Annotated in this window: 24 protein-coding genes; 13 read left to right on the top strand and 11 right to left on the bottom strand. The window is 62.4% G+C overall.

Annotated elements, in window-relative coordinates; genetic code table 11:
* Positions 1 to 78 precede the first annotated feature (78 nt).
* Genes ACPF9B_RS05250 through ACPF9B_RS05240 form a run of 3 tightly spaced genes read left to right on the top strand, consistent with a single transcriptional unit; the run spans position 79 to position 3154 of the window.
* Complete coding sequence (locus ACPF9B_RS05250) at positions 79 to 1932, top strand: ABC-F family ATP-binding cassette domain-containing protein (protein WP_007204998.1); 1854 nt, start codon at positions 79 to 81, stop codon at positions 1930 to 1932.
* Positions 1929 to 2558, top strand: coding sequence for a MarC family protein (locus ACPF9B_RS05245; protein ID WP_007204999.1), 630 nt, complete (start codon positions 1929 to 1931; stop codon positions 2556 to 2558). Before ACPF9B_RS05250 ends, ACPF9B_RS05245 begins: the two co-directional genes overlap by 4 nt.
* Positions 2559 to 2575: 17 nt before the next feature.
* On the top strand, positions 2576 to 3154 hold the full coding sequence (locus ACPF9B_RS05240) for a retropepsin-like aspartic protease family protein (RefSeq protein ID WP_424179729.1): 579 nt from the start codon (positions 2576 to 2578) through the stop codon (positions 3152 to 3154).
* A gap of 222 nt (positions 3155 to 3376) precedes the next feature.
* Here the strand turns inward: ACPF9B_RS05240 and ACPF9B_RS05235 are convergent, their stop codons facing one another.
* Both ACPF9B_RS05235 and ACPF9B_RS05230 read right to left on the bottom strand, forming a co-directional pair.
* On the bottom strand, positions 3377 to 3847 hold the full coding sequence (locus ACPF9B_RS05235) for a DNA polymerase III subunit chi (RefSeq protein WP_424179727.1): 471 nt from the start codon (positions 3845 to 3847) through the stop codon (positions 3377 to 3379).
* Positions 3848 to 5317 (bottom strand): leucyl aminopeptidase, encoded by a 1470-nt coding sequence (locus ACPF9B_RS05230; RefSeq protein WP_424179725.1) that lies wholly within the window; start codon positions 5315 to 5317, stop codon positions 3848 to 3850. It lies immediately after the preceding gene.
* A gap of 149 nt (positions 5318 to 5466) precedes the next feature.
* On the opposite strand from ACPF9B_RS05230, the gene ACPF9B_RS05225 reads away from it, so the two are divergent.
* The 6 genes from ACPF9B_RS05225 to rsmA are packed head-to-tail and all read left to right on the top strand — an operon-like array spanning position 5467 to position 12862.
* A complete protein-coding gene (locus ACPF9B_RS05225; RefSeq protein ID WP_007205004.1) occupies positions 5467 to 6576 on the top strand; it encodes an LptF/LptG family permease in 1110 nt (369 codons plus the stop codon).
* Positions 6573 to 7667 carry an LPS export ABC transporter permease LptG gene (gene lptG / locus ACPF9B_RS05220; RefSeq protein ID WP_007205005.1) on the top strand — a complete coding sequence of 365 codons (1095 nt, stop codon included), beginning with the start codon at positions 6573 to 6575 and terminating at the stop codon, positions 7665 to 7667. The genes ACPF9B_RS05225 and lptG overlap by 4 nt, the downstream gene beginning before the upstream one ends.
* Positions 7667 to 9772, top strand: a complete 2106-nt coding sequence (locus ACPF9B_RS05215) for an LPS-assembly protein LptD (RefSeq protein ID WP_424179723.1) — start codon at positions 7667 to 7669, stop codon at positions 9770 to 9772. The genes lptG and ACPF9B_RS05215 overlap by 1 nt, the downstream gene beginning before the upstream one ends.
* Positions 9773 to 9789: 17 nt before the next feature.
* Entirely contained in the window at positions 9790 to 11007 is a 1218-nt protein-coding gene (locus ACPF9B_RS05210; RefSeq protein ID WP_424179721.1) for a peptidylprolyl isomerase, read from the top strand.
* Positions 11004 to 12020 carry a 4-hydroxythreonine-4-phosphate dehydrogenase PdxA gene (pdxA, locus tag ACPF9B_RS05205; protein WP_424179719.1) on the top strand — a complete coding sequence of 339 codons (1017 nt, stop codon included), beginning with the start codon at positions 11004 to 11006 and terminating at the stop codon, positions 12018 to 12020. Before ACPF9B_RS05210 ends, pdxA begins: the two co-directional genes overlap by 4 nt.
* Positions 12017 to 12862 (top strand): 16S rRNA (adenine(1518)-N(6)/adenine(1519)-N(6))-dimethyltransferase RsmA, encoded by an 846-nt coding sequence (gene rsmA / locus ACPF9B_RS05200; RefSeq protein WP_007205009.1) that lies wholly within the window; start codon positions 12017 to 12019, stop codon positions 12860 to 12862. Before pdxA ends, rsmA begins: the two co-directional genes overlap by 4 nt.
* 3 nt (positions 12863 to 12865) lie before the next feature.
* On the opposite strand, the gene ACPF9B_RS05195 is transcribed toward rsmA, so the two are convergent.
* The 6 genes from ACPF9B_RS05195 to ACPF9B_RS05170 all read right to left on the bottom strand — a co-directional run bounded on the left by ACPF9B_RS05195 (position 12866) and on the right by ACPF9B_RS05170 (position 18214).
* Entirely contained in the window at positions 12866 to 13411 is a 546-nt protein-coding gene (locus tag ACPF9B_RS05195) for a DUF4167 domain-containing protein (protein ID WP_424179717.1), read from the bottom strand.
* Positions 13412 to 13623: 212 nt separating this feature from the next.
* Positions 13624 to 14457, bottom strand: a complete 834-nt coding sequence (gene prmC / locus ACPF9B_RS05190; RefSeq protein ID WP_424179715.1) for a peptide chain release factor N(5)-glutamine methyltransferase — start codon at positions 14455 to 14457, stop codon at positions 13624 to 13626.
* Entirely contained in the window at positions 14454 to 15509 is a 1056-nt protein-coding gene (prfA, locus tag ACPF9B_RS05185; RefSeq protein WP_424179713.1) for a peptide chain release factor 1, read from the bottom strand. Before prfA ends, prmC begins: the two co-directional genes overlap by 4 nt.
* Positions 15510 to 15527: 18 nt before the next feature.
* Complete coding sequence (locus ACPF9B_RS05180; protein ID WP_050752710.1) at positions 15528 to 15974, bottom strand: DUF1499 domain-containing protein; 447 nt, start codon at positions 15972 to 15974, stop codon at positions 15528 to 15530.
* 61 nt (positions 15975 to 16035) lie between these two features.
* Complete coding sequence (gene speB, locus ACPF9B_RS05175; RefSeq protein WP_424179710.1) at positions 16036 to 17004, bottom strand: agmatinase; 969 nt, start codon at positions 17002 to 17004, stop codon at positions 16036 to 16038.
* Between the two features lie 52 nt (positions 17005 to 17056).
* The gene (locus tag ACPF9B_RS05170) at positions 17057 to 18214 is read right to left on the bottom strand and encodes a M20 aminoacylase family protein (protein ID WP_007205016.1); all 1158 of its coding nucleotides are present in this window, start codon (positions 18212 to 18214) and stop codon (positions 17057 to 17059) included.
* Positions 18215 to 18276: 62 nt separating this feature from the next.
* Here ACPF9B_RS05170 and mazG point away from each other — a divergent pair, with 62 nt between their 5' ends.
* From mazG to ACPF9B_RS05155, 3 genes are all read left to right on the top strand, one after another.
* Positions 18277 to 19098, top strand: coding sequence for a nucleoside triphosphate pyrophosphohydrolase (mazG, locus tag ACPF9B_RS05165; protein WP_424179708.1), 822 nt, complete (start codon positions 18277 to 18279; stop codon positions 19096 to 19098).
* A gap of 78 nt (positions 19099 to 19176) precedes the next feature.
* Positions 19177 to 20181, top strand: a complete 1005-nt coding sequence (locus tag ACPF9B_RS05160; protein WP_424179706.1) for a Fe(3+) ABC transporter substrate-binding protein — start codon at positions 19177 to 19179, stop codon at positions 20179 to 20181.
* A 150-nt stretch (positions 20182 to 20331) separates the two neighbouring features.
* Positions 20332 to 21048, top strand: a complete 717-nt coding sequence (locus ACPF9B_RS05155; RefSeq protein ID WP_007205019.1) for an SDR family NAD(P)-dependent oxidoreductase — start codon at positions 20332 to 20334, stop codon at positions 21046 to 21048.
* Here the strand turns inward: ACPF9B_RS05155 and ACPF9B_RS05150 are convergent, their stop codons facing one another.
* Together ACPF9B_RS05150 and ACPF9B_RS05145 are read right to left on the bottom strand one after the other, a co-directional pair.
* The gene (locus tag ACPF9B_RS05150; protein ID WP_007205020.1) at positions 21049 to 22857 is read right to left on the bottom strand and encodes an ABC-F family ATP-binding cassette domain-containing protein; all 1809 of its coding nucleotides are present in this window, start codon (positions 22855 to 22857) and stop codon (positions 21049 to 21051) included.
* A gap of 41 nt (positions 22858 to 22898) precedes the next feature.
* The gene (locus ACPF9B_RS05145) at positions 22899 to 23615 is read right to left on the bottom strand and encodes a GNAT family N-acyltransferase (RefSeq protein ID WP_424179703.1); all 717 of its coding nucleotides are present in this window, start codon (positions 23613 to 23615) and stop codon (positions 22899 to 22901) included.
* 66 nt (positions 23616 to 23681) lie between these two features.
* Between ACPF9B_RS05145 and msrB the strand changes: the two genes are divergently transcribed.
* The gene (msrB, locus tag ACPF9B_RS05140) at positions 23682 to 24074 is read left to right on the top strand and encodes a peptide-methionine (R)-S-oxide reductase MsrB (RefSeq protein WP_424179701.1); all 393 of its coding nucleotides are present in this window, start codon (positions 23682 to 23684) and stop codon (positions 24072 to 24074) included.
* Here the strand turns inward: msrB and bamE are convergent.
* A complete protein-coding gene (gene bamE, locus ACPF9B_RS05135) occupies positions 24071 to 24550 on the bottom strand; it encodes an outer membrane protein assembly factor BamE domain-containing protein (protein WP_424179699.1) in 480 nt (159 codons plus the stop codon). The genes msrB and bamE overlap by 4 nt on opposite strands.

The following is a 24550-nucleotide window of genomic DNA, read 5'->3' as shown; positions in this document are numbered from 1 at the left end:
CATGAAAAGGGTCGCATCCGCAGCGATAGATCATTTCCCCCGATTGACCCCGCCCTTGGGATCAGGCAAGGCAAGCGCATGTTGAAAATCTCCGATCTTACCTATTCCGTTGAAGGCCGCACATTGGTCGAAAACGCGACTGTCACCATTCCCACCGGCCACAAGGTCGGCCTTGTGGGGCGCAACGGGTCGGGCAAGACCACCCTGTTCCGCATTATCCGCGGCGAAATGGTGCTGGACACCGGCAGCGTCAGTATTCCCAAAGGCTGGAAAATCGGCGGCGTGTCCCAAGAAGTTCCCGGCAATGAAGTGTCATTGATCGACACCGTGCTGCGCGCTGATACCGAACGCGAGGCGCTGTTGGCCGAGGCCGAAACCGCCACCGACCCGTCGCGCATCGCCGAAGTGCAGACGCGTCTGGCCGATATTGACGCCTGGTCGGCAGAGGCCCGCGCCGCCACGATCCTCAAAGGTCTGGGGTTCACCCATGAAGAACAACAAATGCCCTGTTCGGCCTTTTCGGGCGGTTGGCGGATGCGGGTGGCTTTGGCCGCCGTCTTGTTCAGCGAACCTGATCTGCTGTTGTTGGACGAACCGACAAACTATCTCGATCTCGAAGGCGCGCTCTGGCTCGAGGCTTACCTCGTCAAATACCCCCATACCGTGCTGATCGTCAGCCACGACCGCGAATTGCTGAACCGGTCGGTCGGCGGCATCCTGCATCTGGAAGAAAAGGGGCTGATCTACTACACCGGCACCTATGACATGTTCGCCAAACAGCGCGCCGAAAAACGCGCGCTGATGGCGTCAGCCGCCAAGAAACAGGACGCCAAGCGCGCGCATCTGCAGGCCTTCGTGGACCGGTTCAAGGCCAAGGCGTCCAAGGCCAAACAGGCACAAAGCCGCGTCAAGATGCTGGAAAAGATGGAAACCATCCGCGCCCCCGAAGACGCCGCGCGCACCGTTTTCACCTTTCCCGAACCCGAAGAATTGTCGCCCCCCATCATCGCCACCGAAGGGGCCGCCGTTGGCTATGGCAACACAATCGTGCTGCATGACCTGAACCTGCGCATCGATCAGGACGACCGGATCGCCCTGCTGGGCCGCAACGGCGAAGGCAAATCCACCCTGTCGAAAATGCTGTCGGGGCGGCTTGATGTCGCGCGCGGCAAGATGGTGACATCGAACAAGCTGCGCATCGGGTTTTTCGCCCAGCATCAGGTCGATGAACTTTACGTCGATGAAACCCCACTCCAGCATCTGATGCGCGAACGCGCCAGTGAAGGACAGGCGCGGTTGCGCGCACGTCTGGCGGGGTTCGGCCTTGGTGCCGATCAGGCCGAAACAGAGGTCGGGCGCCTGTCAGGCGGGCAAAAGGCGCGTCTGTCGCTGCTCTTGGCGACCCTGCCCGCGCCACATCTGTTAATCTTGGACGAGCCGACCAACCACCTTGATATCGAAAGCCGCGAAGCATTGGTTGAGGCGCTGACCGCCTATTCCGGCGCTGTGATCCTTGTCAGTCACGACATGCATCTGTTGTCGATGGTGGCCGACCGGCTGTGGCTGGTCAAGGGCGGCCATGTCACATCCTATGACGACGATCTGGAGGCGTATCGCCGCCTGCTTTTGACGCCCGACAAGCCCGCCGAAAAAGACAAGCCCAAGGCCAAAGCCGCGCCCAAACCCACGCGCGACGAAATCCTCGCGCTGCGCGCTGATGTGCGCAAGAACGAAGAGCGTGTGACTAAGATCAACGAAATGCGCGACAAACTGGCCAAGAAACTGGCCGATCCCGCGCTTTACGAAGACACAAAGGCAGGCGAGCTGGCCACCTGGAACAAGAAATACGCCGAAGTGATGGACGGTCTGAACCGGGCCGAGGCGATGTGGATGGCCAGCCTTGAAAAGCTGGAAAAAGCGCAAAACGCATGACCGAACTGCCCGCCCTCATCGCGGCCTTCACCACGATGTTCATCATCATGGACCCCCCCGGTCTGGTGCCTGTGTTCATCGCGCTGACCCAAGGCATGAGCGCCGAACAACGCCGCGCCATCGCCGTGCGCGCCTGTATCGTGGCAGGCGTGCTGATGATCCTGTTCTTGTTCGTGGGCGAGGCGGTGCTGGGCTTTATCGGCATTTCAATGGATGCATTCCGCATTGCGGGCGGTATCCTGCTCTTTCTGACAGCGCTTGATATGCTGTTCCAGCGCAGACAGGCGCGGCGCGCGGATAATGCCGCCGAAGGTCAGGCCGAACATCAGGATGATCCGTCGGTCTTTCCGCTGGCGCTGCCCTTGATCGTGGGACCGGGGGCGATCACGACGATCATCCTGCTGGCTGGCAACGCCACATCCGCCGCCGATTTCGGCGCGATTGCAGGTGTGCTGATGGCGGTGCTGCTGATCACCTTTCTGGCCTTTCTGGTCGCCCCCACGATCGAACGGGCCTTGGGCAAGACCGGATTGAACATCGTCACCCGTGTCTTGGGCATGTTGCTGGCGGCTTTGGCGGTGCAATTCGTGCTGGACGGGCTGCGGGGCTTTGGCATCGGCGGATAAGCCCTATATGATGCAGCATGACCACTGACCAGATCATGCAACTGACCTATCTTGTGCTGCTGGGGGCCGCCATCGGCGGGTCTGCCATCGTCGCGGGGCGCAACAACCTTGGCCGGATGGCACAACAGGCCGCGATCTGGGTACTGATTTTTATTGGCGTGATAGGGGCTTACGGGCTGTGGGGCGACATCAGCCAGAACGTCACTCCGCGCCAGACCCCCCTGTCCGATGGCCGCATCGCCATGCCGCGCGGTGCAGGCGGGCATTATTTCGTTGAAATCGCCGTGAACGACACACCGGTGCGCTTCATCGTCGATACCGGTGCCAGCCATGTCGTGCTGTCCGAACGCGACGCACGGCGCGTTGGCATTGATCCCGCAACGCTGACCTATTCGGGCATGGCGATCACGGCCAATGGCGCTGTGCGCACCGCCCCCGTCACATTGGACACAATGACATTGGGCGGCATCACCGACGGCCCGGTACAGGCCGTCGTCAACGGCGGCGACATGCAAGACAGCCTGCTGGGCATGTCCTATCTGGGCCTTTATGATCGGATCGAGATTTCCGACGGCACGATGGTGCTGACAAGGTGATCCGCGCGCTGACCCTGATCTTGCTGCTGGCAGCCTGCGCCCCCGCGCCACAATTGCCCAAAGATTTCGACGCAAGCTTTCCGTTTTAAAAACTTTCAAGCCTCCAGTGGGGATATTTGAACTCGGAAGATGCAAAAAAAATCCACATCTTCTTATTTCCAAAAATGCTCATCTTCCTCCGCGACTTGATCACAGATCAAGTCAGCAAAAGGGGCAAAGCCCCTATCCACCCGCACTGCGCGCGTCACGTTCCGCCTTCTTGACCCAGCGCCCATCCTCTTGCGCCCAATATTGCGCGGCGATGCCTGCATCGGTCAGGGTTTTCCATTGCAGGCGCGCCTGCGCCTTGGCGTGTTCGGCGCTGTCGAACAGGATGCAGGCGCGCGCAAGCAGCAACGCCTCCTCTGCGCTCACCGCCGCACCACCCACCGCCATCACGCAGGCGAAACCAGCGGCAGGCACATCGCCCAGCAGGATCGGTTGATCCGCGTCATGCGGCCCGCCTGCCAGCCCGTGCGGCAGGAAATGATCGACCGGCCCCTGCCAGAGCGCCGCGTCCAGCTGCGCCAGCAGCGCGGGATCCGTGCCGCGCACCAGAACCCGCCAGCCCTGACCGCGCGCCTTGTCCAACAGCATCGGCAGGGTCGTTTCCAGCGGCGCGCCTTGCAATTCGTAGAAAAAGACCGCGCCCATTTAAGCCTCGAAATTGTCCGCGATCAGCCGGTTCAGCGCCATGACGCCCCAGCCGGTCGCCCCCGCAGGGGCCAGTGCGGTTTCGGATTTCACATGCGCCACCCCGGCGATGTCCAGATGGCACCATGGCACGTCATCCTTGACAAAGCGTTGCAGAAATTGCGCCGCCGTGATCGCCCCCGCATACCGCCCACCCACGTTTTTCATATCCGCGATCTGCGATTTGATCAGCGCGTCATAGGGTTTGGCCAAGGGCATCCGCCATGCGCCTTCGCCTTCGGCCTCGGCGGCACGCAAAAACTGGGCGCAAAGCGCGTCATCATTTGAAAACAGCCCTGCATTTTCATGCCCCAAAGCCACCAGAATAGCGCCGGTCAGCGTGGCAAGATCGATCATCGCGCAGGGTTTGAACCTGTCTTGCGCATACCATAGCACATCGGCCAGCACGAGCCGCCCTTCTGCATCGGTGTTGATAATCTCGACGCTGTCGCCTTTCATGGACCGCACCACATCGCCCGGCCGCGTGGCTGATCCTGACGGCATGTTTTCCACCAGCCCCACGATGCCCACGACATTGGCGCGCGCCTTGCGCAGGGCCAGCGTCCGCATCACGCCTGCCACAACACCTGCGCCGCCCATATCCATGGTCATTTCTTCCATGCCGGCGGCAGGTTTGATGCTGATCCCGCCGGTATCGAACACGACGCCCTTGCCCACCAGCGCAAAAGGCGCATCGCCTGTCTTGCCGCCGTTCCACGACATCACCACCACCTTGGACGGGCTGTCCGATCCCTGCCCCACGGCCAAGAGCGTGCGCATCCCGAGCCGGACCAGATCCGGCTCCTCCAGAATCTCGACATCAAGCCCTAATTCCTGCATCGCCGCCAGCCGTGCGGCGAAATCATCGGTCGTCAGCACATTGGCGGGCTCATTGGTCAGATCACGGGTAAAGAACACGCCTTCGGCGATCGCGGCCATCGGGGCTGCGGTTTTTGCCACGGATTCGGGATCGGCGACCATGAAACACACCTTGCCGGGGGCGGGTTTGTCGCCGGTTTTATGCGTGTCGAAATGATACCCGCGCAACGCCAGCCCAAGTGCAATATCGGCCGCGCGCGGCGTTGTGCCGGCCAGCACGGTCAGATCCTGCCCGTTCTGCGCCTTGGCCAGCTGCGCGCCGGCCTTGCGCGCCTCGGCCACCGAGGGGCGGCGCGCCAGCTTGACCACGCAAAGCGCATCGGCTGCCAGCCCCGCCGGATAGCTGATCACGGCCAGATCGCCCGCCGCCATCTTGGTGAACCTGTCGCTGTGGATCAGCCGGTCGAGCGCCTTGCGCGTCAGGCTGTTGAGCTTGCGCCCGGCTGTATCCATCCGGCCATCCATATCCACGAAAACGGCGATCTTGCCCGCCGCCGTGGCGATCTGGTCAAGGTCGGTATCGGCAAATCGGATTTCTGCGGGGATGGGCATGGCGGCTCCTGTCGGGTGATGTGATCAGCGATACCTAGCCCGCAGGCCCGCCAAAGGCCAGTTAGCTGTTCAACCCGGCTCCGGCTTAGGCTAGTTTGCCGCAAGGGCAGAGCAAGAGGATCCAGCGTTTGGCACGATTTGACAGGTATATGCTGTCCCAGCTGATCATGCTGTGCGGATTTTTCGGACTGGTGCTGGTGCTGGTCTATTCGATCAACCGCGCGGTGTTGCTGTTTGACCAATTGATCGCGGATGGCCAATCGGCGGGGGTCTTTGTCGAATTTACCGCGCTGACGCTGCCATCGGTGATCCGGCTGGCGCTGCCTTTGGCGGCTTTTGCCGCCGCGATCTATGTCACCAACCGGATGACCAACGACAGCGAATTGGTCGTGGTGCAGGCGACGGGCTATTCGCTGTTTCGCATCGCGCGGCCGGTGTTGTATTTCGGGCTGATCGTGGCGCTGCTGATGTCCTTGCTGATGCATTTTCTGGTCCCGCGCAGCGCCGCGCAACTGGCCCTGCGCCAGACCGAAATCGCGCGCAACGTCACCGCCCGCCTGCTAACGCCCGGCACATTCACCGAACCGATCGCGGGTGTGACCTTTTACATCCGCGACCTGAGCCCCGACGGCGAATTGTTCGACCTGTTTTTGTCCGATACCCGCGGGATCGAGGACCAAGTCACCTATACTGCGTCGCGGGCCTTTCTGGTGCGCGAGGCGCAGGAAACCCAGCTGGTGATGATCGACGGCATGGTCCAGACCCTGCGTCTGGCCGACCAGCGGCTGTTCACCACACGCTTTGCCGAATTCTCTTATAATGTCGGGGGCTTGCTGGCCCCTGTGACACAGGCGGGGCGGCGGGCATCGCATCTGTCCACTTGGGAGCTGTTGCACCCGACACCCGCGCTTGTCGCCGAAACCGGAAGTTCCGCAGCGCGCATGATCGCGGACGGGCATGACAGGTTCAGCCAGTCCTTGCTGGGCATGGTGGCGGCGCTGATCGGTTTTGCCACGCTAATGGTGGGCAGCTATAGCCGGTTTGGTGTCTGGCGGCAGATCGTGGCGGCGATTGCGCTGATTGTGGTGGTCAAGGCGCTGGAAACCGCCGGGCTGAACGCAGCACGCGCCGATGCGCAGCTGTGGTTTCTGACCTATCTGCCCGGTGCCGGCGGGTTGGTCATCGTGTGGTGTTTGTTGTTCTGGGCCAGCCGGCCCTATCTGTTCAAGCGCCGCCCCAGCGCAGGGGTGCCCGCATGATCCTGCACCGCTACTTCGCGCGCCGGTTCCTGATGACCTTTCTGGGGGTGCTGGCGGTATTTTTTCTGATCATGCTGTTTCTTGATCTTGTCGAACAATCGCGCCGCTATGCCAGTGCCGAAGCGGGGTTGCGCGACCTGCTGACGCTGACGCTGCTGAATATCCCGCGCGCAATTTACGAAATCCTGCCGCTGATCATGATCCTTGCGGCGATCGGGCTGTTTTTGGGGCTGGCACGGTCATCGGAATTGGTGGTGACACGCGCAGCGGGGCGTTCGGCGCTACGCGCCATATTGGCACCTTTGGCGGTGGGGCTGTTGATCGGGATCGTTGCGGTTGCAGTGCTGAACCCCATCGTGGCGGCGACATCCAAAGAATACGAGGCCCGCGGCGGCGCCTTGCGCGGCAATGCCTCGGCCCTGTCGATCGGGTCATCCGGCTTGTGGCTGCGCCAGGGCGCCAGTGACGAACAAACCGTGATCCGCGCGGCAGGGGCCAATCTGGACGGCACGGTTCTGACCGACGTGACATTCCTGACCTTTACGCCCGATGTCGGGCCTGCGCGGCGCGTCAATGCCGCCTCGGCGGTGCTGACAGATGGTGCTTGGGTGCTGCGCAATGCCAAGGTCTGGACCTTCGGTGGCACCCTGACGCCAGAAGCAGGGGCCGTCACACAAGCCACAATGCGTATCGCGTCAACGCTGACACCCGACCAGATCCGCGACAGTTTCGGCACGCCCTCGTCGATCCCGATCTGGCAATTGCCCGCCTTTATCGACCGGCTGCGCGAGGCGGGTTTTTCCGCGCAGCGCCATCTGGTCTGGCTGCATAGTGAAATCGCACAGCCGGTATTCCTGATGGCGATGGTGATGATCGGGGCCAGTTTCACGATCCGCCACCAGCGCGGCGGGCGCACAGGGCTGGCGGTGATGACAGCCATCTTGCTGGCCTTTGTGATCTATTTTATCCGCAATTTCGCGCAGGTGCTGGGCGAGAACGGGCAATTGCCCGCCGCCTTGGCCGCATGGGCGCCACCGCTGGCGGCGATGGCGCTGTCGCTTGGCATCTTGCTGCATAACGAGGACGGCTGATGCGCTGGCTGGTCCTGATCCTGCTGCTGCTGCCGCAGTTGGCGCGCGCACAGAACGTGGCAACGCTGGTCGCGGATCATGTCACGCTATCGGCCGATGACCGGCTGATCGCCAGCGGCAATGTCGTGGCGTTTTTCGTTGGCACCCGGCTGCGCGCCAGCCAGATCATCTATGACCGCAGCGCCGACCGGCTGATCATCACTGGCCCGATCACCTTGCAGGATGCGGCGGGCGATGTGCTGACCGCTGACAGTGGCGATCTGGACCCACGGCTGGAAAACGGCATCTTGCTGGGGGCGCGCATCGTGCTGGACCAGCAATTGCAACTGGCCGCCAACCAGATCGACCGACGCGACGGGCGGTATTTGCAACTCTATCGCAGCACGGCGTCATCCTGCCGGGTCTGTGGCACCCGCGCGCCTTTGTGGGAAATCCGCGCTGAAAAGGTGACGCATGACACGCTCGAACAACAGCTATATTTCGAAAACGCCACCTTTCTTGTGCGCGGCCTGCCCTTGTTCTGGCTGCCCGCCATGCGCCTACCCGATCCGACACTGGACCGCGCGACGGGGTTCTTGATCCCGCGCCAGCGCAGCACCAGCCAATTGGGCACCGGGATCAAGCTGCCCTATTTCATCACGCTGGGCGATCATGCCGATATGACCCTGTCGCCTTATGTCTCGGCGCAAACGCGCACGATGGAACTGGAACTGCGCCGCGCCTTTGCCAGCGGATCAGTGACGGTTCGCGGTGCGGTCAGCGATGACACGTTGCAAGACGATCTGCGGTCTTATCTGTTCGCCACTGGCGCGTTCAGCCTGCCCGACAACTACAAGCTGCAATTCAATGTCGAAACCGTGTCCGACAAAGCCTATCTGCTGGATTACGATTATGACGACAAAGACCGGCTGGAAAGCGGGCTGAGCCTTGTGCGCGTCACCAACACCAGTCTGAACGAATTGCGGTTCAGCTATTTCCAGACCCTGCGCGAGGTTGAAACCAACGCATCGCTGCCGCCGATCATCGGCGAGGTGCGGCGCGAGGCCCGCATGCAGCCCGGTTTTGGCGGCACGCTGAGCTATGCGACCAGCATCGATACCGCCTATCGCCCCGATACCACCGATGGCAGCGCGGGGCGTGATGTGACCCGCGCAGGCGGGCGCGCGGATTGGCGGCGCGACGTGATCTTGCCGGGCGGGTTTGTGGCCACGGCACAGACCGGCCTGCGCAGCGATATCTATCAGGTGCGCGACGACAGCGCCTATCCCGGCACCGATCTGCGCCTTGTGCCCAGCGGCTTGGCCACCTTGCGCTGGCCGCTCGCGCGGCAGGTGGGGGCGCGGCAGGGGGTGGCGCGGCATCTGATCGAACCCACGCTGACGCTCAGCTGGGCCGCGGTTCATGGCGCATCCCCCCCCAACGAGGACAGCACCCGCAGCGAATTTGACCCCGCCAACCTGTTCGACCGCAGCCGTTTCACCGGGCAGGACGCGGTCGAAACCGGCACCCAATTGGCTGCAGGGCTGACATGGACACGGCTGGGACCGGCGGGCGGCGCGTCGTCGCTAACCTTCGGGCGGGTGTTTCGCGACCGCGCGCAGCCGGATTTCACGCCCTCCTCTGGTCTGGACGGCACGGATTCGGATTGGCTGGTGTCGGGGCAATATACGACAGCGGGCGGGTTCTTGATCGAATTGCGCGGGCTGTTCGACGACGATATCGAAACCACCCGCACCGATGGCCGCGCCCGCTGGAGCAACGAGCGTCTTGCCGTCGGGGCGACCTATATCTGGCAGGGACGCGATCAGGCCGAAAACCGGTTCGACACGATTTCGGAATGGACGCTGGATAGCGGTTTCCAGCTGACCGAGACGCTGCGGATGTCGGCGGATGCGCGCTATAACGTGGCGGCTGACCGGCCGGTGCAGGCAGGCTTGGGTTTCACTTGGCAAAACGAATGTGTGACCCTCGCGGTTTCCGCCTCGCGCCGGTACACGGCATCCACTAGTGTTGATCCGACCACCACTTTTGGGCTAGTCGGATCATTGTCGGGGTTTTCCACCGGTCGGTCCGCCAAAGGCCCCGCCGCCCAATGCCGGCAATGACAAGAAAAGAGGACCGCATGCGTGCATTTTCGACTTGGACTGCCGTTCTGGCGCTGGCGCTGGGCCTTGGTCAGCCTGCGACCGCGCAGAACCAATTTGCCCCCGCGATCACGGTGAACGAACGTGTCATCACGCAATATGAACTGACCCAGCGCATCCGCCTGCTCGAGGTGTTTGGGACCCGTGGCGATATCGCACAGGCCGCGCGTGACGCGCTGATCGCGGACCGGCTCAAGCAGCAGGAAATCGACCGCGTCGGGCTGCAGGTCCCGCCAGAGGCGATCAATGCCGCGCTGGATGAATTCGCGGGCCGTGCCGATATGGATCTGGCGCAATTCAATGCAATGTTGGCACAGAACGGCGTCGATGCTGTCACTTTGCGCGATTTTGTCAGCATCGGCGTCACATGGCGTGAATATGTCCGCGCGCGGTTCAACCGCGAGGTCACCGTGACCGATGCCGATATCGCCCGCGCACAAGGCCAGATCGGCCGCGCCACCAGCGAGATGGAGGTCTTGCTGAACGAAATCATCATCGCCGCCCCGCCAGAGATGGCCGACCGCGCCGCACAGGCCGCCGACCAGATTGCGCAGATGCGGTCCTTTGCCGATTTCGAGGCTGCCGCGCGGCAGGTGTCGGCGCTGCCATCGCGCGACCAGGGCGGGCAGCTGGATTGGTTGCCAATTGCGAATTATCCGCCACAATTGCAAAGCCTAATCCTCGATCTGGACACTGGCGAAGTGACCGAACCGATCATGATCCCCAACGGGATCGCGCTGTTCCAGATGCGTGGCAAGCGCGAGGCCCTGCGCCCCGCCACCGCCCCTGCCAGCATTGATTACGCCGCCTATTTCATTGCCGGTGGCCAGAGCGATGCAGCCCTGCAAATGGCCCGCGATATCGCCAATAATGTCGATACCTGTGATGATTTATACGGTGTCGCGCGCAACCAGCCCGCCGATGTGCTGGACCGCCGCACCCTGCCGCCTGCCGAGATCGCACAGGATATCGCGCTGGAACTCGCCCGGCTTGACCCGAATGAAGTGTCTACCAACCTCACCCGCGATAATGGCCAGACGCTGGTGTTTTTGATGCTGTGCCAGCGCAATGCGGCCGGTGCGGCAGAGACAGACCCCGATGCGCTGCGCAACCAGATCCGCGGGCAACGCCTGACAACGCTGGCCGATGCGCTGGTCGAGGATCTGCGCGCGCAGGCTGTGATCGTCGCACGATGAAACCCATTGCCATCAGCTGCGGCGAACCGGCAGGGATCGGGCCGGAAGTCGCGGCCAAGGCCTGGGCTGCACTGCGCCATGATCTGCCGATGGTCTGGATCGGGGATCCCGCGCATCTGCCTGCTGGCACGCCGGTGCGGGTTGTGGACGACCTGAACGGCATCACCCCTGATGCAATGGCCGTGCTGGCGCGCAATTTCGGCAGCCCCGCTGTCGCAGGCCAGCCCAACCCTGCCCATGCACAAGGCGTCATTGACGCGATTGCCACCGGGGTGGATCTGGTCCGCTCCGGTCAGGCCAGTGCGATCTGTACCGCGCCGATCCACAAGGCCGCGCTGATCGCGGGCGCGGGTTTCGCCTATCCGGGCCATACAGAATATCTGGCGGCATTGGCGGGGGTGGACCGCGTGGTGATGATGCTGGCCTGCGAGGGGCTGCGCGTTGTGCCAGCGACGATCCATATCCCGCTGGCGAAGGTGCCGGAAACACTGACGGCCTCATTGCTGACCGATACGATCCTGATCACCCATGCCGCCCTGCGCCACCAGTTCGGGATTGCGGCCCCCCGCATCGCGGTGGCAGGGCTGAATCCGCATGCGGGCGAGGATGGCAAGATGGGGGATGAGGAGATCACAACCATCACCCCCGTGCTGGACGCGCTGCGCGCCGAAGGCTTGGATATTTCCGGCCCCCATTCTGCCGATACGATGTTTCATGCCGCCGCCCGCGCGCGCTATGACGTGGCGATCTGCATGTATCACGATCAGGCCCTGATCCCGATCAAGACCATCGATTTCGCGGGCGGCGTGAATATCACGCTGGGCCTGCCGTTCATCCGCACCTCGCCCGATCATGGCACGGCTTTTGACATTGCGGGCCTTGGCGTTGCGGACCCTGCGTCAATGATCGCGGCCTTGCGGCAAGCCGAGAGGATGGCAAAAAACGTTGATGCCTCCGGCGGGGATCACCCTGATTTGCCGCAGGCAATTCATGGCGCTCGGAAGATGGCATGAGCGGGATTGACGATCTGCCGCCGCTGCGCGAGGTGATTGCGCGCTATGACCTGGCGCCGAAGAAATCATTGGGTCAGAATTTTCTTCTGGATCTGAACCTGACCGCGCGCATCGCGCGGCTGGCAGGGGATCTGGCGGGGGCCGATGTGCTGGAGATCGGCCCCGGCCCCGGCGGGTTGACGCGCGGCTTGTTGGCGTCCGGCGCGCGCCGGGTGCTGGCGATCGAGAAAGACCCCCGCTGCCTGCCCGCCCTGGCCGAGATAGCCGCCCGCTTTCCGGGCCGTTTGCAGGTGATCGAAGGCGATGCGCTGGCGATTGATCCGCTGGAATATCTGCAAGCCCCGATCAAGGTGGCCGCCAACCTGCCCTATAATGTCGGGACAGAATTGCTGGTGCGCTGGCTGACGCCGCAGGTCTGGCCGCCGTTCTGGGATAGCCTGACGCTGATGTTCCAGCGCGAGGTCGCGGAACGCATCGTGGCCCAGCCCGGTGGCAAAGCTTACGGGCGGCTGGCGCTGCTGGCGCAATGGCGCGCGGATGCGAAAATCGTGATGAACCTGCCGCCCGAGGTGTTCAGCCCGCCGCCCAAGGTGCATTCGGCAGTCGTCCATCTGACCGCCCTGCCCGCGCCGCGCTATCCCGCCGACCCGGCCGTGTTGAACATGGTAGTGGCTGCCGCGTTCAACCAGCGCCGCAAGATGCTGCGCTCGGCGCTGAAATCCGTCAGCCCCGCGATCGAGGATCATTTGCAAGAGGTCGGCATCAAGCCGACAGAACGCGCCGAACAGGTCGGGCTAGAGGCGTTTTGTGCGCTGGCGCGCAGCCTGAAAGCCGCGCGCTAGGGTCTATTCGGCAGCTTCGGGCGTTGTTGCAGCGCCGTCGCGGTTGTCGGGGCGCGGCTTGCGCGGGGCGCGGGGCTTGCGCGCACGCTGTTGCGGCTTTTCTTCGGGGGTTTCGACCAGACCCGTATCGGGGCCTTGCGCGCCCAGATCATCGGTCTCGCGCGGGTCGGGGCGCTCAACGGCAGCAGGCTGGTCATTGCCGGCTTGTTCTTGTGCCTGCATCCGGTCGTTGCGTTCCTTGTCGCGCTCAGCCTGCCGTTCGCGGTTCTGCGCTTCGAGCTCGTCGCGGCGCTGGTCAACCTCGCGCTGCGCTTCGGCCAGAAGACGGGTGTAATGTTCAGCATGCTGGGCAAAGTTTTCCGCATTCACCCGGTCATTGGACAATTGCGCATCGCGGTGCAGCTGGTTGTATTTTTCAATGATCTGCTGGGGCGTGCCGCGCACCTTGCCATCGGGTCCCGAGCTTTCGAAAACGCGGTTGATGATGTTTCCGCCCGAAGGACGTGGCGTGCGGTTCTTGTTGCGCGACCGTGACTTGGATGATCTCATTGATATGCTTTCGAGCCTTTGGCAGACCTTGCGCTGGCGCTGTATCGCGCAGCGGCGCGTCATTGATGTGGTGGCCTTGGAATGTTTTGGCAACTGATCGGAGAGAGAATAATACTCTCATACCCATCCGATACACCGCACTAAGCATGGCAGGCCCGGCAAGACAAGTCAAAATTGCCGTCACCTGCCAGAATAGCGGCCAAGCGCCGCGATCAGGCCGCAGCTGCGCCCCAGCGCCCGGCGACCCCGCGGTCGCGTCCGTCCAGATCGGGGATCACGCGCAGGCCGGTGAACCCCGCCTCGCGCAACAGGGCGCTGACATCTGACGCCTGTGTCGGCCCGATTTCCACGATCAACCGACCGCCCGGTGCCAGATGCGCCCCTGCCCCCGCGGCGATGATCCGGTAGCACGACAGCCCGTCAGCACCGTCGGTCAGGGCCAGATGCGGCTCGTGCAGGCGCACCTCGGGTTGCAGGCCGGCCATTTCGGTTGCGGCGATATAGGGCGGGTTCGACACGATCAGATCAAAGCTGCCAGTGACGGCGGTGAACCAGTCGGACCTGACCAATGTCGCGCGCTGATCCAGCCCAAGCGCGCTGCGGTTTTGCGCCGCCACCGCCAATGCGGCATCCGACAGATCGACGCCCAGCCCTGTCGCCTGCGGACGCGCCGCCAGCAGCGACAACAAGATGCAGCCCGATCCGGTGCCAAGGTCCAGAACATGCGCGAAAGGGTCTGCCAAAGCCGCTGTCACGATGGCTTCAGTGTCAGGGCGCGGGTCCAGCACATCGGGTGTCACGATGAAGCGGTGGTCATAAAAGTCGCGGTAGCCCAGCAGATGCGACAACGGCGCGCGCGCGGCACGGCGCGCCACGAGCGCGGCAAAATGCGCGCTATCCCCTGTCACATGCGCCCAGATCAGGCGCGATTCGTGACCGGGGTCCCCGACCCCGGCTGCGCCAAGCTGCGCATGACCCTGATCCATGGCCGCCTGATCTGCCGCCGTCATATCCCAGAACCGCCCGCCTGCGAAAAATCCGCTCACGCGCCCATCTCGGCCAAAAGCGCCGCCTGCGCTTCGGATTGCAGCGCGTCGATGATCGTATCCAGATCGCCCGCCATCACCTGCCCCAGCGAATAAAGTGTGAGGTTGATCCGGTGATCGGTCAGCCGCCCTTGGGGGAAATTATAGGTGCGGATACGCTCAGATCGGTCGCCCGACCCGACCTGCGCTTTGCGATCGGCCGATCTTTCGCCATCGATCCGCTGGCGTTCCAGATCGAACAGCCGCGTTTTCAGCACTTGCATCGCGATTTCACGGTTGCGGTGCTGCGATTTTTCCGCGCTGACCACGATCAAGCCGGTCGGGATATGCAAGATCCGCACCGCCGAATCGGTGGTGTTGACATGCTGGCCGCCCGATCCGCTGGCGCGCATCGTATCGATGCGCAGGTCATTCGGATTGATCTGGATATCAACATCCTGCGCCTCGGGCAGCACGGCGACGGTGGCGGCGGATGTATGGATGCGCCCGCCGCTTTCGGTTTCGGGCACGCGCTGGACACGGTGAACACCGCTTTCGTATTTCAGCCGGGCGAACACACCTTCGCCCGCGACACGCGCCACGACTTCCTTGATCCCGCCCAATTCGGTCTGGCTCTGCTCGAGGATCTCGAAGCGCCAGCCCATGTTTTCGGCATAGCGTTGATACATCCGCAACAGATCGCCCGCAAAAAGCGACGCCTCGTCCCCGCCGGTGCCAGGGCGGATTTCGAGCAAGGCAGGGCGCGCATCGGCGGCATCTTTCGGCAGCAGCGCCAGTTGCACGGCATGCTCGGATGCGGCCAGCGCGGCCTTCAGCTCCGGCAGCTCATCTTCGGCCAGCGCGCGCATTTCGGGGTCTTTGAGCAACGCCTGCGTATCAGTCATCTGCGCCAACAGGTCCTTATAGGCGGTCACCGTGTCCACCACGGGGCGCAATTCGGCATATTCGCGCCCAAGGGCCGCGATATCCCCGCCATGAGCGGCATCCGACATCTTGGCTTCCAGAAACCGGAAACGGTCGATGATCTGTTCGATTTTGTCAGCGGCTATCATGGCGCCCCGATTGGCCGATCAAGGGGCCGTGGTCAAGGGGCCAAGCTGGTCCAGCCAATCCAGCACCCGCGCGCGGTTCACCCCCATATCCGCTTGACCAAAGGTCAGACGGCCATGGATTACCAGCAAATCGCCCTGCACCGCGACGGTTGTGTGGTCGGGAAAACCCCAGATCAGTGACCGTGTCTGATAGGTCATCATCCCCGCATCCACACTGCCCGCGATGGCCCGCGTGCGCGGTGTGGCGCGCGCGATGGTGTCAATCGCAGCCAGTACCTGCGCTGGGTCAGCGGTGATCTGGCGGACCGCCATGAACCCGCCGGTGGCCATCACATCGCCCGCAGATGCAACCGCGGCGATCTGATGCCAACGCGCAGCATCGGTCGGGGCAAGACGCACATAGGCCATCAGCCCAAGGATCACGATGCCCAGAACCACCAAGGCGCGGACCATGATGGTCAGCATCGGACAGCACTTTGCGCCATGAGCACACAGCACAAGCATCGTATACACACAGAAAATAACATCACTTTTTCCTTTTGTTCCAAAGCGCCAGACAGCAAAGCTCCATCGCCACATGCGCACCGGCAATCGCCGTAGCCCCGGTGGTGTCATAGGGCGGCGAGACTTCGACAATATCACCGCCTACCATATTGATCCCCGCCAGATCGCGCAAAATCGCCGCCGCCTGCCAACTGGCCAACCCACCCCAGACCGGCGTGCCGGTGCCAGGCGCAAAGGCCGGGTCCAACGCGTCGATGTCAAAGGTTACATAGGCCGGATGATCCGCCACGATCCCGCGCACCTCGGCCACGACATCGGCGACACCGCGTTCATGGCAGGACCGCGCATCGATGTAACGCATGCCCATATAATCATCACATTCGGTGCGGATGCCGATCTGGACCGAGCGCGCCGGGTCCACCAGACCCAGCTTGACCGCCTTGTACATGAACGTGCCATGATCAATCCGCGCCATATCATCATCGAACCACAGATCCGAATGCGCATCAAACTGGATTACCGACAGCGGCCCGTATTTTGCGGCATAGGCACGCAGGATCGGCAGGGTAATGAAATGATCGCCACCCAAGGTCACGCTGGCCGCCCCTGCGCCCAGAATCCGCGCGATATGCGCCTCGACCAGCGCCGGCACGCCCGCCACATTGGCGTAATCAAACGCCATATCGCCGTAATCTACGATGGAAAATTCCGACAAAGGATCAAACCCGTCCCAGCCATAAGGCGGATCATAGGGCTGCAAACACGACGCCTCGCGGATCGCGCGCGGACCAAAGCGCGCACCGGGGCGATGGGTGACCGCCTGATCAAACGGCACGCCCGTCACCGCCAGATCAACCCCTGTCAGGTCCTTGGTATAGGCCCGGCGCAAAAACGACACCGCCCCGCCAAAGGCATTCTCGAACGCCAGACCGCGCCGGTCCTGCCGTGTAAAGGCCAGATCAACCTGCCCTTTCGCATCTTCCAAAGCCATTCTTCACACCTTCTTATTTCCAAAAATACTCCCGCCGGAGGCATCAAAGGTATCACGCGACCGGCAAGGCACGCTCGACAATGCGGGCAAAGAACGACGCACCCACCGGCGACAGCGCATCATCGAAATCATACCCCGGATGATGCAGCCCGGCCGTGTCCCCATTGCCAACAAACAGATAGGCCCCGGGGCGCTGGTGAAGCATATAGGCGAAATCCTCGGCCCCCATTTCAGGGGCGGCATCCGCAACGACATCGGCCGAAATCTCGCGCGCGACGTCGGCGGCAAAGGCGGTCTTGTCGGGATCATTGACTGTCGCGGGATAGCCGATCTCGTAATCCAGCGTCGCCGTGACGCCATAGGATGCGGCCTGCCCTGCCACGATCCCCTCCAGACGGTCCCTGACCATGGCCTGCACCGCAGGATCGAATGTGCGCACCGTGCCGTTGATATAGCCGGTATCGGGGATCACATTATCCACCGTGCCAGTGTGGATCTGCGTGACCGAGACGACCAGCTGGTCAAAGGCGAAATGGTTGCGGCTGACGATGGTCTGGATCGCGCTAACGATCCCCACGCAAGCAACCACCGGATCAGCGGTGTCATGCGGCATGGCCCCATGGCCACCGCGCCCTTTGACATGGATATGGAACGTGTCCACCGCCGCCATGATCGGGCCGGGGGTGGTGTAAAACGCCCCCACAGCCGTGCCGGGGGCATTGTGCAGGGCGTAAACCTCGGCCACGTCGAATGTATCAAGGATCCCTGCGTTAACCATCACCTCTGCACCGCCACCGGCCTCTTCGGCGGGCTGGAAAATCAGCGCGACACGGCCTGCAAAATTGCGCGTCTCGGCCAGATATTTTGCCGCCCCCAGCAGCATGGTCGTATGTCCGTCATGGCCGCAGGCATGCATCGCGCCCTTGACGGTGGATGCGTAATCCAGCCCCGTCACCTCCTCCATCGGCAGCGCATCCATATCGGCACGCAGCCCAATGGTGCGGCCCGCACCCTGCCCGTTGATGATGGCGACAATGCCGCTGGTGGCGATTCTCTCGTGGATTTCATCGACCCCGAAATCACGCAGCTTTTGCGCGACAAAGGCCGCCGTCTGGTGGCAATCGAACTGTAATTCGGGATGCGCGTGCAGGTGCCTGCGCCAGCCTGTCATCTCTGCGGTGAAATCGGCGATACGGTTGATGACGGGCATGGGATGGTGCTTTCCTTGACTTGGCAATAGGGTCAGTTGATCCCAAGTTGAAGGTGGCTGCAATGGCGCAAGATGCCCTGATCCATGACCCTGACGGCGGTATGCCGCGTCTTTTGGAAATCATGCGCCGGTTGCGCGACCCGGCCACGGGCTGTCCTTGGGATATCGTGCAGGATTTCGACACGATCGCGCCCTATACGATCGAAGAAGCCTATGAGGTCGCAGATGCCATCGCCCGCGCCGATTGGCCCGACCTCGAAGGCGAATTAGGCGATCTGTTGCTGCAAACCGTCTATCACGCGCAAATCGGGGCCGAGGCCGGGCATTTCACCTTTGATAGCGTGGTGCGCAATATCGCCGACAAGATGGTCGCGCGCCATCCGCATGTCTTTGGCGATCACAACCGCGACAAAACGGCCGACCAGCAGGTCGCCGATTGGGAAAAGATCAAGGCCGCCGAGCGCGCAGACCGCGCGCAGGGCGGTGTGCTCGACGGGGTGGCGCTTGGGCTGCCGGCGCTGATGCGCGCGGTCAAACTGCAAAAACGCGCCGCGCGGGTCGGGTTCGACTGGCCCGACACATCGCATGTGCTGGACAAGATCATCGAGGAAGCAGGCGAGCTTGTCGCCGCGCGCGACACCATGACCCAGACCGAAATCACCGATGAAATGGGCGATCTGTTATTCGTGCTGGCCAATTTGGCGCGCCATCTGGGTGTCGACCCAGAGGCGGCGCTGCGCGGCACCAATGAAAAATTCACCCGCCGTTTCAGAGGGATCGAAGCCACATTGGCCGCACAGGGCAAAACCCCCGCCGATAGCGACCTTGCCGAAATGGATGCGCTGTGGGACGCGCAAAAGGCGCTCGAAAAGGGCCGAAAATAGCCCGACTAAAATATTCAGGTATTGACCCAAGTAAAAGAGTCGGGTTTACAGGCGCCAGTTCAACCAAGGAGTCTTCCCATGAACCTGCGTCACATCCTTTTGGCCAGCACCTGTGCCGCCATCGCCGGGCCTGCCATCGCCGATGTCAATATCTACACCACCCGTGAACCCGTCCTGATCCAGCCGGTCATGGATGCGTTCACCGCCGAAACCGGCATTGCCGTGAACCTGTCCTACATTGATGACGGTCTGGTCGAGCGTCTGACCGCCGAAGGCGCGCGTTCGCCCGCCGATCTGGTGATGACAGTCGATATCGCCAACCTTAAGCAGATCGTTGATGCCGGTGTGGTGCAGGCGGTGGAAAGCGATGTTCTGAACGCGGCGATCCCTGCCGAGCTGCGCTCGGACGAAAACCTGTGGTTCGGCCTGACCACCCGCGCACGGATTATCTACGCCTCGAAAGACCGCGTGGCCGATGGCGAAGTCACCACCTACGAAGACCTGACCAGCGACAAATGGGAAGGTCGGATCTGTTCGCGTTCCGGCCTGAACAATTACAGCCTTGCACTTCTGTCTGCGGTGATCGCGCACAAAGGCGAAGACGGCGCGCGTGAATGGGCCGCTGGCCTGCGCGAAAATCTGGCCCGCAAGCCCGAAGGCAACGACCGCGCGCAGGTCCGCGCGATCTGGGCCGGTGAATGTGATATCAGCCTTGGCAATACCTATTACATGGGCGGCATGTTGGCCGATCCCGAACAGCAGGAATGGGCCAATTCCGTGCGCATCATTTTCCCGACATTCGAAGATGGCGGCACCCATGTGAACGTGTCCGGTGTGGCCATGACGCAATCCGCCCCCAACCGTGACGAAGCCGTGCAATTGATGGAATTCCTTGTCTCGCCAGACGCGCAGGCGATCTATGCGGAAACCAACCACGAATATCCTGTGCTGGCAGGTGCGGCGCGGTCCGAACTGGTATCCAGCTGGGGTGAATTCACGCCAGATACGGTCGATCTGAACGCACTGGCCGCGAACCGTCCGGTATCTGTGCGGATCACCGAAGAAGTGAATTTCGACGGCTAACGCCGATAAGAAAAGCTGGGGGGCTGTCGGCCCCCCAGACCCCCCGAGGATTAACGTCAAATCGCGCTTTGCGCGAATTGACGGGCTCGGAAGATGGGGGTTTCCATTTCGATAATGTTTCGGCAGGTTTTGCCGTAACGGGGGGAATGGATGGATATTTCAACAGCAGTGGTGATTGTGACGGGCGGCGCATCCGGTCTGGGGGCGGCGACGGCGCAGGCCTTTGTGGCCGCAGGCGCGCAGGTGACGATCTTTGATCGCGATCCGGCGGGTGCAGATTTTGCAGCGCAGATAGGCGCAGGATTCGCGCAGGTCGATGTCACCGATGAGGCCAGCGTGAGCGCGGGGTTGGATCAGGTCGCGGGTCTGAATGTTGTGGTCAATTGCGCAGGCATCGCCACGGCCGAAAAGACGCTGGGCCGCGATGGCCCGCACCGGCAGGACAGCTTTGCACGCACGATCGACATCAATCTTTGTGGCACGTTCAATGTCGCGCGCCTTGCCGCCGCACGCATGGCGCAGGGGGGCGTGATCATCAACACGGCCTCTGTCGCGGCGTTTGACGGGCAAAAGGGCCAGGCCGCCTATGCCGCGTCCAAGGCGGGCATCGCCGGTCTGTCCTTGCCCATGGCGCGCGATCTGGGGCGCAATGGCATCCGCGTGATGGCCATCGCGCCGGGGATTTTCCGCACGCCGATGCTGGTATCACTGGGCGAAGATGTGATGGCAGGGCTGGCCAAGGATGTCATTTACCCTGCCCGTCTGGGCGATCCGGCAGAATTTGCCGCATTGGCGCGGTTCATCGTGGAATGCGATTACCTTAACGGCACCACGATCCGGCTGGACGGCGCGTTGCGGATGCCGTGATCAGCCTGCGGCTTTTTCTTCCAGCGCCAGCCATTCGTCTTCGGCATCCGACAGCTGCATCTGCCGCGCGATCAATGCATCGGTGGCCTTGGCGAATTTCACCGGATTGTCAGTGAACAGCGCCGGATCGGCGAGCAATTCTTCCAGCTTGCCGATTTCCGCTGTCAGAGTGGCGATCACCCCGGGCAGCGCGTCAAGCCGGTGTTTTTCGGTAAAGGACAGCCCGCCGCTGGTTTTCTTTTCGGCCGGTTTGTCTTTTTTTGCCAAAGGCTTGGTGGCTGTGGCGCTTTCGGTGAAATCGCCGCCGCGCTGGTCGCGGTAATCCGTCCAACCGCCCGGATAGACGACGGCCTGCCCATTGCCTTCCATCGCGATGGTGGTCGTCGCCACGCGGTCCAGAAAATCGCGGTCGTGGCTGACCAGCAGGACCGTGCCGTCATAATCGCCCAGGATGTCCTGCAACAGATCCAGCGTTTCGATATCCAGATCATTGGTCGGTTCGTCCAGCACCAACAGGTTGCTTTCGCGCGCCATCAGCCGTGCCAGCAACAGCCGCGCCTTTTCACCGCCCGACAGCGACCTGACCGGCGCGCGCGCCTGTGCTTCGTCAAACAGAAATTCCTTGAGGTATCCCACCACATGTTTGGGTGTGCCGCGCACCATGATCTGGTCGGATTTGCCCGACACCCCCAATTCAGGGTCAGAGGCAAGGTTTTCCCACAATGTCATATCGGGGTTCAGCGCCGCACGGGTCTGGTCAAAGACCGCGATATCGAGTTTCGTGCCAAGCTTGACCTGCCCTGCATCCGGTTCAACCTGACCCAGCAACATCTTGATCAAAGTGGTTTTTCCGACACCATTGGGCCCGACAAAGGCGATCCGGTCACCGCGCTGCACAGTCAGGTCCAGCCCCTGCACAATGCTTTTGCCGTCAAAGGATTTGCTCAGACCGAAACATTCCACGACCTTGCGCCCCGATGTGGACCCGCCGTCAAACGCCATCGCCGCCGTGCCTTGACGCCGGATCTGCCCCGCCTTTTCGGCGCGCAGATCCTGCAAGGCCCGCAGACGGCCCTGGTTGCGGGTCCGGCGCGCGGAAATACCTTCGACGGCCCATCGCGCCTCGGCCTTGATCTTGCGGTTGAGTTTGTGGCGCTGCTGGTCTTCGTCTTCCCAGATCTTGTCGCGCCATTCCTCGAACGCATCGAACCCCTGTTCGGCGCGCCGCACAGCGCCACGGTCGATCCACAATGTCGCCCGCGTCAGCGCGCGCAAAAACGCGCGGTCATGGCTGATCAGCACAAAGGCGGCGCGGGTCTGCTTGAGTTCGTTTTCCAGCCAGGCGATGGCTTCGATATCCAGATGGTTGGTCGGCTCGTCCAGCAACATTAGCTCTGGGGCTTCGGCCATCAGCTTGGCAAGTGCCGCACGGCGGCGTTCCCCGCCAGATGCGGTGGCAACAGCACCGTCAGGGTCGAATTTCAGCCCTTCGGCGACCATATCAACCTTATAGGCTTCCTCTGGCGGCAGGCCAGAGGAAGCATATTCACCCAAAGTGGCGAACCCCTCCATCGTTGGGTCCTGTTCCATATAGCCGACCTGCACGCCGGGCGATGCAACGCGGGTGCCGCTGTCAGGCAGAACAAGGCCCGCCATCACCTTCATCAAGGTGGATTTGCCCGATCCGTTGCGCCCGACAAGCGCCACACGGTCGCCCGGCTGGATCACCAGCGACAGGTCGGCAAAAACAGGATCGCCGCCAAAAGTCAGGGCGATATCGGAAATCTGGAGAAGGGGTGCGCGTGCCATGCCCGCCTGCTATTGCGTGGCTTGCGCCAGCGCAAGGGGTTTCAACGCGCGCCCATCACCGCGCGCAAGGCGCGGGCGCGCGCCGGTGGCACGGCGGCGATATCAAGGCAGGTAAACACATGCAGCGTGTTCATCTGCCGGTCCACCACGGCGTGATCGCTGACCCAGCCGCCCATCGCCAGATAGGATCGCAACAGCGATGGCAGCGGGGCTGTGCCATCGCCCTGCCCGATCAGGGCCACAGTCTCGGGGGCTTTGACGCCGGGGCGCAGATGCGCAGGCCCCTGATGCTGGGCCGCCAGCCGCGCGAAACCCGTGCCATACAGTGCAGGATCGGTGCCGGTGAAACTGGTGCAGCCCATCATAATCTGCACGCCGTGGTCATCCACGAGCTGCGCAAGCGCGCCCCAGGCCACGCGCACGACATCGGCGTCCAGCACATCGGCGGCGATGCAAAACCGGCCCATTTCCATCATCGGGGCTTGCTGTGCGGCCAGGCCGGACAGGTCGTAAAACTGCGCCGCATAGCTTTGCGCGACATCCGCGCCCTGTTCCATCAACATGATCCGCGCGGCGGCAACCAACCGGCCTGCCGCATCCTCGATCATCAGATGGCGGCAGCGCGCGTCAAAAGCATCGCTGTCCAGACCGGGCTTGCCGAAAAAACACGCGTGCCGCAGCTGCTGACACGCGGCCAGATCTGCAGGCGCTGTTGCCAGACGGGTGCGGTACCGGCCGATTTCGAATGCGATTGTCATGGCCTGCCTTGGCGATTGCATGCTGGTGCCCTACCTTATGCGCAACAGACGAAAAAGGAATATGACATGGATAAGATCATCAAGACGGATGCCGAATGGCGCGCACAGCTGTCCGATCTGGCCTATAAGGTCACGCGCAAACACGGGACCGAACGTGCGGGCACGCATGATGATTTCCCCAAGGATAACGGCACCTATCTGTGCATTTGCTGTGGGGCGCCCTTGTTCGACCAAAGCGCCAAATTCGAAAGCGGCACAGGCTGGCCATCGTTTTATCAGCCTATCGACCCCGCACAGGTCGAAGAATCGGTGGACCGGGGGTTTTTCATGACCCGCACCGAAGTGCATTGCGCCCGCTGCGATGCGCATCTTGGCCATGTCTTTCCTGATGGGCCGGCCCCAACCGGGCTGCGGTATTGCATGAACGGTGTCGCGCTTGGCTTTGAACCTGCGGATTAAAACCCGCCGCCCTCCGCGCCAAGAAAACTGCCCGCGTCGATCCGGCCAAACGAGCCGAGCAGCTGTTCCAGCACCCCGATATCCTCGATCCCGTCATCGGTGACACGGCGGTCCAGTTGCACGATCCGCCCGTCCTGCAACGAATAGCGGGTGACGTTGCGCACGCGCTCGGCGCTATCAAAGCGCACGGCAATGACCGTGCGGTCTACCTCTTTGGGGGCAAAAGGACCGATGCGGTCGAACTGGCTGGCGACATAATAGATCGTATCACTGCGCATCCCGCCATCCGATGTAGGCGCACCAAACAGGGTCACGACATCGGCCCGCGTGGTCTGGCCGATCTGGACCTGCGCCAATTCGCGCGCATCGGGGGCAAAACCGTTGAACCGGGTCATCGGCGTGCAGGCCGTGACTGCCACCACCGCCGCCACAAACCCAGAGACCCGCAGGCTGGCGCGCAGTTTGATCATGTTCAT

Source organism: Yoonia sp. TsM2_T14_4, from assembly GCF_049602355.1.
Taxonomy (GTDB): Bacteria; Pseudomonadota; Alphaproteobacteria; order Rhodobacterales; family Rhodobacteraceae; genus Yoonia; species Yoonia vestfoldensis_A.
This window is presented reverse-complemented; position numbering and strand designations above follow the sequence as displayed.